The 11,551-nt window shown below is 72.9% G+C and carries 10 protein-coding genes; 5 read left to right on the top strand and 5 right to left on the bottom strand.

Annotated elements, in window-relative coordinates; all coding sequences use genetic code 11:
- Nucleotides 1-137: 137 nt before the first annotated feature.
- Together ACZ4RZ_RS32625 and ACZ4RZ_RS32630 are read right to left on the bottom strand one after the other, a co-directional pair.
- Nucleotides 138-3,323, bottom strand: coding sequence for a sacsin N-terminal ATP-binding-like domain-containing protein (locus ACZ4RZ_RS32625; protein ID WP_467750096.1), 3,186 nt, complete (start codon nucleotides 3,321-3,323; stop codon nucleotides 138-140).
- Nucleotides 3,324-3,638: 315 nt separating this feature from the next.
- Nucleotides 3,639-4,562 carry a DUF3027 domain-containing protein gene (locus tag ACZ4RZ_RS32630; RefSeq protein ID WP_467750098.1) on the bottom strand — a complete coding sequence of 308 codons (924 nt, stop codon included), beginning with the start codon at nucleotides 4,560-4,562 and terminating at the stop codon, nucleotides 3,639-3,641.
- Between the two features lie 682 nt (nucleotides 4,563-5,244).
- Here ACZ4RZ_RS32630 and ACZ4RZ_RS32635 point away from each other — a divergent pair.
- From ACZ4RZ_RS32635 to ACZ4RZ_RS32650, 4 genes are all read left to right on the top strand, one after another.
- Complete coding sequence (locus ACZ4RZ_RS32635) at nucleotides 5,245-6,678, top strand: MFS transporter (RefSeq protein WP_467750100.1); 1,434 nt, start codon at nucleotides 5,245-5,247, stop codon at nucleotides 6,676-6,678.
- Between the two features lie 83 nt (nucleotides 6,679-6,761).
- Complete coding sequence (locus ACZ4RZ_RS32640; protein ID WP_467750101.1) at nucleotides 6,762-7,259, top strand: DUF2771 domain-containing protein; 498 nt, start codon at nucleotides 6,762-6,764, stop codon at nucleotides 7,257-7,259.
- Entirely contained in the window at nucleotides 7,229-7,987 is a 759-nt protein-coding gene (locus tag ACZ4RZ_RS32645) for a futalosine hydrolase (protein ID WP_467750102.1), read from the top strand. Before ACZ4RZ_RS32640 ends, ACZ4RZ_RS32645 begins: the two co-directional genes overlap by 31 nt.
- A complete protein-coding gene (locus ACZ4RZ_RS32650) occupies nucleotides 7,977-8,837 on the top strand; it encodes a 1,4-dihydroxy-6-naphthoate synthase (protein ID WP_467750104.1) in 861 nt (286 codons plus the stop codon). The genes ACZ4RZ_RS32645 and ACZ4RZ_RS32650 overlap by 11 nt, the downstream gene beginning before the upstream one ends.
- A 125-nt stretch (nucleotides 8,838-8,962) precedes the next feature.
- On the opposite strand, the gene ACZ4RZ_RS32655 is transcribed toward ACZ4RZ_RS32650, so the two are convergent.
- Nucleotides 8,963-9,346, bottom strand: a complete 384-nt coding sequence (locus ACZ4RZ_RS32655; protein WP_467750105.1) for a cold-shock protein — start codon at nucleotides 9,344-9,346, stop codon at nucleotides 8,963-8,965.
- A gap of 184 nt (nucleotides 9,347-9,530) precedes the next feature.
- On the opposite strand from ACZ4RZ_RS32655, the gene ACZ4RZ_RS32660 reads away from it, so the two are divergent.
- Nucleotides 9,531-9,782: a hypothetical protein gene (locus tag ACZ4RZ_RS32660; protein ID WP_467750107.1), complete on the top strand. Its 252-nt coding sequence runs from the start codon at nucleotides 9,531-9,533 to the stop codon at nucleotides 9,780-9,782.
- A gap of 40 nt (nucleotides 9,783-9,822) precedes the next feature.
- Here the strand turns inward: ACZ4RZ_RS32660 and ACZ4RZ_RS32665 are convergent, their stop codons facing one another.
- Together ACZ4RZ_RS32665 and ACZ4RZ_RS32670 are read right to left on the bottom strand one after the other, a co-directional pair.
- Entirely contained in the window at nucleotides 9,823-10,446 is a 624-nt protein-coding gene (locus ACZ4RZ_RS32665; protein WP_467750109.1) for an HAD family hydrolase, read from the bottom strand.
- 36 nt (nucleotides 10,447-10,482) lie between these two features.
- Nucleotides 10,483-11,463 (bottom strand): hypothetical protein, encoded by a 981-nt coding sequence (locus ACZ4RZ_RS32670; protein ID WP_467750110.1) that lies wholly within the window; start codon nucleotides 11,461-11,463, stop codon nucleotides 10,483-10,485.
- Between the last annotated feature and the right edge of the window lie 88 nt (nucleotides 11,464-11,551).

Consider the following 11,551-nt stretch of genomic DNA (forward strand, 5'->3'; position numbering starts at 1 on the left):
TGGTTGTACGGGTGATGAAGATTTTGTGTGCGTATTAACAAGATCACAGGTGGCCCGGGGAACGTCCGGCAACCGCCGCACACCCCCCCGGGCCCGATACCCGTCATCAGCCACCCGATTTCAGCCGCTGCCCGACGTCAGTCGAACCAGCGGTCACGCGCCAACTCCTCCGTGCGGGACGGGTCCTCCAGGAGGGCCGCGACCTCGAAGCGGCGCGGCCACTGTCCGGCCGCCCAGGCGAGTCCGGCGGCGACGCCCTCCAGGGTGGCGGCGTGCAGCACGCCGTCCCGGGTGCGCCGCCAGTCGAGTTCGGTGCCGTCGACGACGAGCTCCTCGTGTTCGACGTACGAGGTCGGGGTCGACGGACCCAGCAGGACCCGCACGGAGTCCGGTACGTCGTGTTCGGTGCCCTCGGAATCCACTTCCCCGGTGACGGACTCACTGAGCCGCCGCACCTGGAACAGCTCGGCGAGCTCGGCAGCACGCGAGGGCCGTACGGGAAGCAGCGGCACCCCGCCGGTGAAGGGCAGCAGGTCGGGCGAGTCGACGACCACGGCGTCGGCCGCGTCCACCACGCGCACCTCGCCGTCGACGACGGCCCGCAGCTCGTCCGGCAGGGTCACCTGCTCAGGGTCGAGGTCGGCCAACGCGCCGTAGAGGGCGTGCAGTTGGGCGCCCGAGACCTTCCGGTCGGGATCGGCGAGCCGGTCGAGGAGCTCGGCGGCGCCGCCGGGTTCGGCGAGCAGGGCGGCCACCGAGGTGCGGACGCCGAGCGCCCGCAGCACCTGCTCGTCGTCGAAGCCGGTGGCGTCGGCGGCGTCGTACAGGCCGTGCAGGAGCGGGTCGCCGCCCGCGGCGCGCAGCCCGGCGGGGCGGCGGCCGTCGAGGACGGGATGGTCGCGCAGCCACCAGGCGGTGTACGGCCGGACGATCTCGTGCGTGCCGTCCGGCAGCAGGATCCGCACCGGCTGGGTCAGCGCGTCCCGCAGCGGCGGCTGCGAGAGCAGCGCGAGGGCCTGCGGCCACCGCTCGTCGTCCACCAGGTCCAGGTCCCGTACGGCGACGATCTCGGTGGCGACCGGCGGCACCGGCGTGTCGGGCAGCCGGTCGAGCACGTCCTCGCACCACACGTCGACGGCGTCGAGGAGGCCCGCGTCATCAGGCTCGGCGAAGTCGGAGTCGCGCGGCTCCAGTTCGTCCGGGTCGAGGACGACGTCGGTGGAGCGTACGAGGGCGAAGTTGGCGAGAACGCCACAGGCCGCGAGCGGCTGTTCGCCCCAGCGGTCGGCCAACTCGTTGTCGATGAAGGCGAGTTCGTCCTCGCGCATGACCTGCGCGAACGGGCTGCCGGGCAGCACCAGTTCACCCGCGGGCGCGAGTTCGCCCTCGTCGTCCGGGAGGGCGAGGGCGCCGAGCCAGGGCTCGTCGCCGGGTTCCAGGCCGGCGTCGCGGACCAGCGCGAGCACGGTGTCGGCAAGCTCCTCGGCGTCCGGTGCGTCCTCGTCCCACGCCCCGCCGTCGTCGTCGAGAGAGGCGGCGACGGCGGCGCGCACCTGCGGGGTGGTGAGCACGGCGCGGGGCGTGGCCGGGAGGGCGCCCAGCTTCTCCAGGAGCGGATGGGCGGCGTCCGGGTGGGCGACCTTGAGGCCGAGGCGGGCGAGGGAGTCGGAGGTGGCGGCCCAGGTGTCGTCGGGGGTGGGCCCGTCGGGAACCGGCAGCAGAACCTGCCGGGGGCCGATGGTCGTACGCCCGTCGGCGAGCGGCACGGGCAGCCCGGAGAGCCGGTCGGGGTCGACCCCGGCGAGGCTGTCGTAGAGACTCCGCCACCAGGTCGGGTCCTTCTCGAGACCGGCGAGGCGGTCCACGGCCTCCGTGAGGGGTACCCGCGCGACCCCCAGCGTCCGCAGCTCCACCCGGCGTTCGAGCCCGGCGGGCAGCAGGCTGGGGAGCACCTCGGCGAGGACGCGGACGGTCTCGGCTCCGGCGCCCTCGACGACCTCGGCGTCACGGGGGCGCAGGGCGGCCGGGTTCTCCGCGGCGCTGGTCTCGGGCCATTCGGTGGGGGTGTCCGGGGCGCTGTCCGGCTCGATGGCGGGCGGCAGGAAGGCGGTGCGCGGCAGCCGGTCCAGAATCGCCTGGCGCAGGGCGCCGTCCAGCTCGCCCTTGCCGAGCGGGCCCGGCACGAGGTCGATGATCGCGGCGTCCACCGGACGCCAGGCGGCGAGCAGTTCGGCGTACGCGTCCGCCGCGCGCTCCACCAGGAAGCCGGTGAGCGGGCCGGGGGCGGCATGGCGGCGGGTGGTGTCGAGCGGGAAGGAGGCGATGAGCAGGGCGGGCACGCCGAGCGGCTCGTCGCTGGGCGTGGGCGCGTGCACGACGGGGCTGGTGCGGGGGCGGCCCGGGGTGCCGTCACCGCTGTCCACGGGCACGGCCCAGGTCACGGACCAGTGCGGGCGCAGCCGCTCCTCGACCGGGCGGTCGGCGAGGAGGGCGGGGTCGAGGGGGCCGTGGTGGGAGATGGTGCGGTAGCGGGTGGTGCCCTCGTGGGAGTCCTCGAGGGTGACGCCGTGCTCTTCGGTACGGCGCCGGAGGGTGCGTACGTCCGCGTCCCCGATCTCGACGACCACTTCCTCCAGGCCCGGCAGGGCGAGCAGGAGGGCGTCGTCGATCTTCTGCAGGAGGCGCTCGGCGAGATCCTCGGCGGCGGGGTCCCGCAGGGGCAGGATCACGACGGTGTCGTACGGATCAGGGGCGGTGCCTTCGGCGGCGAACGGCAGCCGGAGCAGGGGCACATGACCGTCTCGCCGGCGGATCTCGTCCCCGAGTCCCGGGCTGTGGCGGGCGGTGTCCCCCGCCAGTTCGCGGGCCTCGGCGAGGGACCAGCGGACGCCGCCGTGCCGCCCGACGACAGCGGGCTCGTCCGTGACGGCCAGCACGGCGGCGAAACCGACGCCGAAACGGCCGACGGCGCCGACCGCCGTGTCGTGCGCTTCGCGCTTCGCGGAGGCGCGCAGCGTGGAGAGCGATTCGACGCCGGCAGCGTCCAGGGGGGCGCCGGTGTTCGCCGCGACGAGTACGTCGTCGCGGAGAGTGAGGCGGAGGCGGCCGGGGACGCCGGCCCGTGCCGCCGCGTCGGCCGCGTTCTGGGCGAGCTCGACGACCAGTCGGTCCCGGTAGCCGCCGAGGACGAGGTCCTCCTCGGCGTTGGCGTCCTCGCGGAACCGGGCCGGGCTGGTCGCCCAGGCGTCCAGCACGCCGCGTCGCAGGCGCGCCGTCCCGAACGGGTCCGCGCCCTCGGCTGCCGGCCGCACGAACTTGCTCACGGTTCACTCTCCCTCTCGGCTGGCGCGACCGCGAGTGCTGCGCTCGGTCGCGGCATGAAGGTACCGCGCGCCCGACCGACCTCCGGCCGGGGCTCTCCCTCGCACGGCACCCGCGCCGGTGCGGGCGCCAGGGTCTTTCGCCCCCTCCGCCCCTACCGTCTCGCACCTGGGGGCCGCGCCCCTTTGGGGGCGCGGGGAACTGCGCGACAAGCCCCCACCGGCCCGCACCGAACGAACAACCCGGGGGGCTGGGGGGCAGAGCCCCCCAGGTACGGGAATAGGCAGGGGCGACGGGGGCGAAAACAGATCCCCGGGCTACGAGTGACCGAGTTCCGCCGACTCGTCCGTCGTGATCGAGACCGAACCGGAATCCGGGGAGGGCCGCAGCGGGAAGGGGTCCACCCGGGTTTCGTCGATCACCGGCAGAGCCGGGCGCGGAGGCTTCGGCATGACCGCGGCCTCGGAGTGCCCACCGCAGCCGTACGAGAGGGAAACCACGTGCCCGTCGGCGGGCGAGAACTCATTGGCACAGACACCGAACGCCTGTCCGAGCGAGCCCCCGATGGGGTTGAGGAAGCCACAGCTGACGCACGACGCGGGCGCGGCCTGCGCCATCGCGGTCTTCGGGCCGTACCCCTCCTCCCACCGATCGGCCGCGACATGCAGCCCGTACCGGGACAGGACGCGCGCACGGCGCAACCCCAGCTCCTCCGCCACGGCGGCGATCGAGCCACGTCGAGGCGCAACCGGCAGCGTCGCCGGCCTCCCGCCCGCGACCTCCGCGTCCTCCGCTTCCACCAGCTCGGCCATCTCCTCCGAGACCGGCGAGTTCGGCGGCGGCTCGTCCTCGCCGGTGAAACCGGGCTCGAGGCGGAGATCCTCGGCGTCCGTGGGCAGCAGGTCCCCCGGCCCCATGTCACCGGGCCGCAGACGCTCGCTCCACGGCACCCACTCGGGAGCGAGGAGGGCGTCGGGACCGGGCAGCAGGACCGTCTCGTCGAGCGTGACGAACTTCGCGCGGGAGGCGCGGGCCACGGTCACCGCCCAGCGCCAGCCGCGGTAGCCCAGCTCCTTGCACTCGAAGAAGTGCGTGACAACGCGGTCCCCCTCGGAGACCAGCCCCACGTGATCGCCGACGATGCCGGGTGCGGCGGCCTCCTCGGCGGCGGCGCGGGCGAGGTCGACGGCCTCGGCGCACAGGCGGTCGGGGGTGCGGCTTCGCGTTGTCGCTGCGCTCACAGGTATCGCTTCTCTCCTACGCCGTCTCACGGGTGCGCCGTTTCTCGGCGGGGGTGCGGACGGAGCGGACCGGGGGACCGCGTCGACGTCCGCGCCCGATCGCACTCGGGCGCACCTACGCCATCCATTCTGCGGGATGGCCGAGAGGCGCGCGGCCGAGAACAATCGCCGCAGGCGCGTTACGCACGCTACCTTCTCCTGGCCCCTGGGCCCACACCGGCGGGGCTCTTCTGCGCTCCGCGCCGGGCTTTCCGCCGCTCCGCGGCCAGGTCTTCGCCGTTCCGCGGCCAGGTCCTCGCCGCTCCGCGGCCGGGTCCTCGCCGCTCCGCGCGCGGCTCTTCGGCGCTCCGCGGGCGCTTTCACGCCGCTCCGCGGCGGTTTCTTCGGCGCTCCGCGCCGTGTTTCCCGCCCGCCCACCCGACTCGGTCCGTCCCTCGGGCTCCGCCCGGACGCTCGTCCACGTCGCTCGTTCCCGTCGCTCCTCCCCGTCGCGACTCCCCAGCGCTCCTCCCCATCGCTCCTCCCCGGCGTGCGCCCACGACGTGCGCCCACGGCGTGCGCCCCCGGAAGGCTCCGGGAAGGACTTCCCCCGAGCACACCCCGACATCCCGCCCCGCCCCACTCGGCCCCCATACGCGCGGTAACCGCACTACGCACCCCCATCTCGGGGCACTATGACGGAGTGGCAGCCGCAAGGGCGCCCCAGGGAGCCACCGGAGTCGGTGGCGGCGCCAAGGGGAGCAGTCGGAGTGGCGGATCGGGCCGGGTGAGTGGGTCCGTCCGTGCGGTCGGGCGTGCCCTGCACTTCCCGGTGACGGGGACCGCGCGCGGGATCCGGAAGGCGACGCACGCGCACGGGGCGGGTGAGTCGGGGCTCGGCAAGCTGATCGAGCTGCACGCGGTGAACGGCGCCGGGGACGTCATGATCACCGTCGCCCTCGCCTCCACCGTCTTCTTCTCCGTCCCGACCGACGAGGCCCGCGGCCGCGTCGCCCTGTACCTCGCCATCACCATGGCGCCCTTCACCCTCCTCGCCCCCGTGATCGGCCCTCTCCTCGACCGCCTCCCGCACGGCCGCCGCGCCGCCATGGCGGGCGCGATGCTCGCCCGGGCCTTTCTCGCACTGCTGCTCTCCAGCGCGGTCGTCACCGGCAGCATCGAGCTGTATCCGGCGGCCCTGGGAGTGCTGGTCGCGTCGAAGGCGTACGGGGTCGTACGCAGTGCTGTCGTGCCGCGGCTGCTGCCGCCCAAGTTCTCCCTGGTGAAGGCCAACTCCCGGGTCACCCTCGGCGGGCTCCTCGCCACCGGCGTCGCCGCGCCGATCGGGGCGGGGCTGCAAGTGCTCGGCCCCCGCTATCCGCTCTACGGCGCCTTCCTGATCTTCATCGCGGGTACGTTCCTGTCGTTCACGCTGCCGCACAAGGTCGACTCGGCCAAGGGCGAGGACAGGGCGCTGCTCGCCGCGGACGAGGAGCATCTGCACGGGCCGCAGCTGATCAAGAAAAAGGTGCGGCGGCCCGGACTGCGGACCGTCGGCACGGCCGTCACGCACGCGCTCGGCGCCAACGCTTCCCTGCGCTGCCTCTCCGGCTTCTTGATCTTCTTCCTCGCCTTCCTGCTCCGCGAGCACCCGCTCACCGGCGAGAGCGCGGCGGTCTCGCTGGGGATAGTGGGCGTCTCGGCCGGCGCGGGCAACGCGCTCGGCACCGCGGTCGGAGCTTGGCTGAAACAGCGCGCTCCCGAGATCATCATCGTGACGGTCGTGGCGTTCGTGCTGGGGACCGCGATCATCGCCGCCCTGTTCTTCGGCGCGGCCCTCGTGGCGTGTCTCGCCGCGGTCGCCGGGTTCGCCCAGGCCCTCGCCAAGCTGTCCCTGGACGCGCTGATCCAGCGGGACGTCCCGGAACTCGTCCGCACGTCCGCCTTCGCCCGCTCCGAGACGCTGCTGCAGATGGCCTGGGTCATCGGCGGCGGCATCGGCATCGCGCTGCCGCTCAACGGCACGCTCGGGCTCTCCGTGGCCGCCGCGATCGTCGCCGCGGGATGGCTGACGACCGCACGGGGGCTGCTGAGCTCGGCGCGGCACGGTGGAGCCGTGCGGCCCCGGGTGGCCTGAGCCGGGCGGCCAGGCGGGGGCACGGCACGGCACGCCGTACCCCACGTGGGGAGAGCGCTGGACGTGCCCGATAGCCTTCCGACATGACATCCCTGCCCCGCGGCAGAGCCGCTAATGGACTCAGCGCTGCGCGCCGCCGTCGCGCCGTTGCCGTCGTCGGCACCGTATCCGCCGGACTTCTCGTCCTGTCCGCCTGTGACAAGCCGACGCCGCTGGCCACCATCACGGTCGGCAAGAACTCGGTGAGCTCCGAGACCGACTGCTACAACGACGGCAAGGAGGTGAAGACCGCGGATCTGGCGAGCTGCCTGAAGTCCAAGGACATCAAGTCCATCAAGGTCGACCCCGACGAGACCGTGCGGTTCGGCGTGGAACCGGAGATCGCGGACAAGGGCTGGACGATCCTGATGAACGGTCAGCCGCTGACCGACTCCAGCAACAAGACGTACCGCACGATCCCGGGCAGCGTGTTCTTCAACGCCCAGTACGGCGCCAGCGGCAACTCCACGCTCGTCTCCATCAAGGAGGGCGAGAAGACGGTCACCGGTCTGTGGTCCTTCAAGCTCAAGAAGGACTCCTGACCACGTCTTCCGCGGTACGTGTCCTCGTAGCCACCGCGGTCCCGGCCGAACGGGACGCGGTGGCGGGGGCGTTCGCCGGCCCGCTCCGTGAGGTCCCGCTCCCCGGGGTGACGCTCCACCGAACGAGCGGGGCACCCCGGTTCGACCTGCTCGCCGCCGGCGTCGGCCCCGCTCTCGCCGCCGCCTCCACCGCCGCCGCGCTCACCGCGGCCGCGATCGGCGGCGAACCGTACGACCTGGTCGTCTCGGCCGGCATCGCCGGCGGCTTCCAGCCCGACGCCCCCGTCGGGTCGCTCGTCGTCGCCGACGACATCACCGTGGCCGATCTGGGCGCGGACACCGCGGACGGCTTCGTCCCCGTCACCGGACTCGGCTTCGGAACCGTCAGCCACCGTCCACCGGAAACACTCGTACGAGCGATCGCCGCGGCCACGGGTGGACGCGCCGGGACGGTGCTCACCGTCTCCACCGTCACCGGCACCGCCGCGCGCGCCGCCGAGCTGAGCGCCCGGCACCCCCGCGCCCTCGCCGAGGCGATGGAGGGGTTCGGGGTCGCCGAGGCGGCCGCGGCTCATGGTGTGCCCGTCCTCGAGCTGCGCGCGGTCTCCAACCCCGTCGGCCCGCGCGACCGCGCCGCTTGGCGCATCGGCGACGCTCTCGCCGCTCTCACCGAGGGTTTCGGGAAGCTCGCACCCGTACTGGAGAGTTGGAACCCACATGAGCCCTGAGAAGCTGCCCGAGCCCTTGCAGATCGCCTACTCGCCCTGCCCGAACGACACCTTTGTCTTCGACGCCTGGGCCCACGGCCGGGTGCCGGGCGCGCCCGCGCTCGACGTCACCTTCGCGGACATCGACATCACCAACGGCATGGCCGAGCGCGGCGAGTTCGACGTGCTGAAGGTGTCGTACGCCGTGCTGCCGTACGTTCTCGACGAGTACGCGCTGCTGCCGTGCGGGGGCGCGCTGGGGCGGGGCTGCGGGCCCCTGGTGCTCACCCGCGAGGCGAACGCGGACCTCACGGGGCGTACGGTCGCCGTGCCCAGCGAGAAGTCGACCGCTTACCTGCTCTTCCGGCTGTGGGCCGCGGACGTCGTGGCCGGCGGGGTCGGCCAGATCGTGGTCATGCCGTTCCACGAGATCATGCCGGCCGTGCGGGACGGGAAGGTCGACGCGGGGCTCGTCATCCACGAGGCACGCTTCACGTACCAGAACTACGGGCTGCACAAACTCGCCGACATGGGCGAGCACTGGGAGCGGACGACCGGGCTGCCCATCCCGCTCGGCGCGATCATCGCCAAGCGCTCACTGGGCGAGGAGCGGCTGAAGGCCCTCGCCGAGGCGACCCGCGCCTCGGTCCGGGCCGCCTGGGACGACCCGGAGGCCTCCCGCCCCTACGTCCTGGAACACGCCCAGGAGATGGATCCGAAGGTCGCGGACCAGCACATCGGCCTGTACGTCAACGAGTTCACGGCCGATCTGGGCGACGACGGGTATGCCGCCATCCGCGGACTGCTCACACGTGCGGCGGCCGAGGGGCTGGTGCCGCCCCTCGGCCCGGATGCGCTCGCGTTCCCCTAGGGACCTGTCCCGGCAGTTCATGTCGGAGACGCGGGCCCTGGCACGCCCATCTGCGCTTATGAGGCGCCGCAGCTCCCCTCCGACCTGATCCGCCGGACAGGCCCCAGCGGGGTCCATACGTCCGACTAGACGTCCAGTTGGTCGGCGACGGCTCGCAGCAGGCCCGCGATCTTCTTGCCGGAGGCCCTCTCGGGGTAACGGCCCTTCTCCAGCATCGGCGTGATGTTTTCGAGGAGGGTCGTCAAGTCCTGGACGATGGAGGCCAGTTCGTCCGGCTTGCGGCGCTGCGCGGCCGCGACGGAGGGGGTCGGGTCCAGGAGGGTCACCGAAAGCGCCTGGTCACCGCGCTGACCGGCGACGACGCCGAACTCCACGCGCTGGCCGGGCTTGAGAGCATCGACTCCGGCGGGCAGGACCGAGGAATGAACGAAGACGTCGCCGCCGTCGTCGCGGGAGAGAAAGCCGAAGCCCTTCTCGCTGTTGAACCACTTGACCTTGCCGGTAGGCACGTCTGTCCTCGTCCTCGTACTCGTCGGAAACTGCTCTGAAAACTGCGCGGGCAACTGCCCGTAAACGGCTCTGGATAGCACTACAGCGGGTCGTCTGACCCGCCGGTACCAAGGCTAATGGTCCGGCGGCTGCTGACAAGACGTCGCTGGATTGTTCCTTCGCGCAGGGAACTACCCTGGTCCGGTGCGTGACAAAACCCAAGCGAATTCCGCCGAAGCCGGTGACCGGCTGATCCGTGCCGGTGCCATCGTGTTCTTCATCGGAGCCGTGGCCACTCTGGTCACCGTGGCACCGCTGCTGCTCGGTACGACTCCTTTTCCGACATACATGTTCGGCTTGAGCATGCTCATGGGTGTCGGATTCCTGTTGGCCGGAGCCGGGGTGCTCCAGTCCATCGCGGAGGGCCGCCGCCGGGCGCGCGCGGCGCGGGGCTAGGACGGCAGGTCCTCGCGCGGGCCGGGGCGGTGGTCCCCGCTCAGCGGCGGTACTCCTCCAGCCACGCCGGGAACTCCGTGAGATCGGCGAGGACGACGTCCGCGCCCGCCGCGCGGAGCTCCGCGGCGTCGCACGGCCCGGTGGCCACGGCGACGGAGTACGCGTCCGCCGTGTGGGCGCCGCGTACGTCTCCGGTGTGGTCGCCGACGTACACGCTCGCGCCGTGCTCGCGCAGCGCCTCCGCCTTCTGCTCGGCCCACAGGTTGCCGACCACCGCGTCCGCGTCGATGCGCAGATGCTCCAGGTGCAGCTTGGCGCTGGGCTCCCACTTCGCCGTGACGACGACGGCGCTCCCGCCCGACGCCCGCACGGCGGCGACCGCCTCCCGGGCGCCGGGCATCGCGAGCGTGCCGGTGATGGCGTATGTGGGGTACATCTCACGGTAGAGATCCGCGACGGCGGCGACATCCTCCGCCGGGAACCAGTTGACCAGCTCGTCCTCCAGTGGCGGCCCGAGCCGTGTGACCACCAGATCGCAGTCGATGTACGTCCCTGTCCGCGCGGAAAGCGCCTGGTAGCAGGCGTGAATACCGGGGCGGGAGTCGATCAGGGTCATGTCGAGGTCGAAGCCGACGGTCAGCGCGGGGGAAGTCATATGGGCCATTGTGCCCAGCGTCCGCGAGGCGGGGCGGTCCGCCCGTCAGCGTTGGCGCTGGGAGCGCCAGACCAGGTAGAGGGCGGAGGTCACGGCCGCGCCGCGGACGACCCAGGGCCAGGTCTCGGTGAGTGCGTCGTTCATATGGCCCTCGGCGATGGGGGCACCCCAGCGGCCGTTCGTGCGGCCCCAGAGCCAGACGATGCCGGTCGTGGCGGCCAGGCCGGGCAGTACGAGGACCGCCCACTTCGACTCGGCGGGGGTCAGCCGGCGCGAGCCGTAGGCGATGAGCCAGCCGAGGCCCAGGGCGAACCAGTTGCCGAGGACGGCGCCGGCGACCAGGAGCGCGGCGGCGAGCAGGAGGAGGGGGTTGCTCCAGCCGCTGAGGCTGGGCAGGAGGCGGCGCCGGGTCCGGTCCGTCTCCTCCTCGGCCTCCGGCTCCTTCTCCGCAACCGTCTCCTTCGGTGGCTTCGCCTCCTCGTCCCGCTTCTTCTCGGGCGGCCGCTTGAGCAGCTCCGGGATCTCCACGCCTCCGACGAACCCCGGCACGCTGTCGTCGAGCCCGAACGGGCTGCTGTCCACGCGCCACCAGTCCGGCTGTGTGGCGCTGTCGCCGAGTTCCTGCGCGCTCGCCAGGTGCGGCGGGGACGGGACGTCGCGGTTCTCGGTGGGTTCCGGCTCCGCGGGGCGCGGCCTCGGGACGACCCGGCGCAGGCCCTTGGGGCGGGGCTCCGGTTCAGTGGCGGGCTGGGTGGGGACGGCGGCCCACCTCTCCGTCCCGGGCGCCGCGTCGTCACCGCCCTGGCCGGCCGCCGCGACGATCTCGTCGGGGGTGCCGAGGCGGGCGAGGATGCGGCGGACGGCGGACGGGCTGTCGACGGTCGTCTTCGCCCTGCGGCGGTCGATCTCGTTGCGCAGCTCCGACACCAGACGCATGCGGGTCGCGGACGGCAGCTGGCGCTGCTGGGCCAGGTCGCCGACCCGGCTCAGGTAGTCGAAGACCAGCTGGTCGCTCTCAATCCCCACGAAGTCCCCTCCGGGGCGCGCGCGTTGAATACCCCGTGCTGACGAAGGTACCGGGTTTTTTCGCCCCCTCCGCCCCTGCCCGTCGCGT

The organism is Streptomyces sp. NPDC027189 (genome assembly GCF_055566975.1).

Bases quoted from the DNA above. Each gene is read 5' to 3' on its own strand.
- ACZ4RZ_RS32665 (WP_467750109.1), bottom strand. From the start codon at position 10,446: ATGGCCCATATGACTTCCCCCGCGCTGACCGTCGGCTTCGACCTCGAC.
- ACZ4RZ_RS32640 (WP_467750101.1), top strand. From the start codon at position 6,762: ATGACATCCCTGCCCCGCGGCAGAGCCGCTAATGGACTCAGCGCTGCG.
- ACZ4RZ_RS32650 (WP_467750104.1), top strand. From the start codon at position 7,977: ATGAGCCCTGAGAAGCTGCCCGAGCCCTTGCAGATCGCCTACTCGCCC.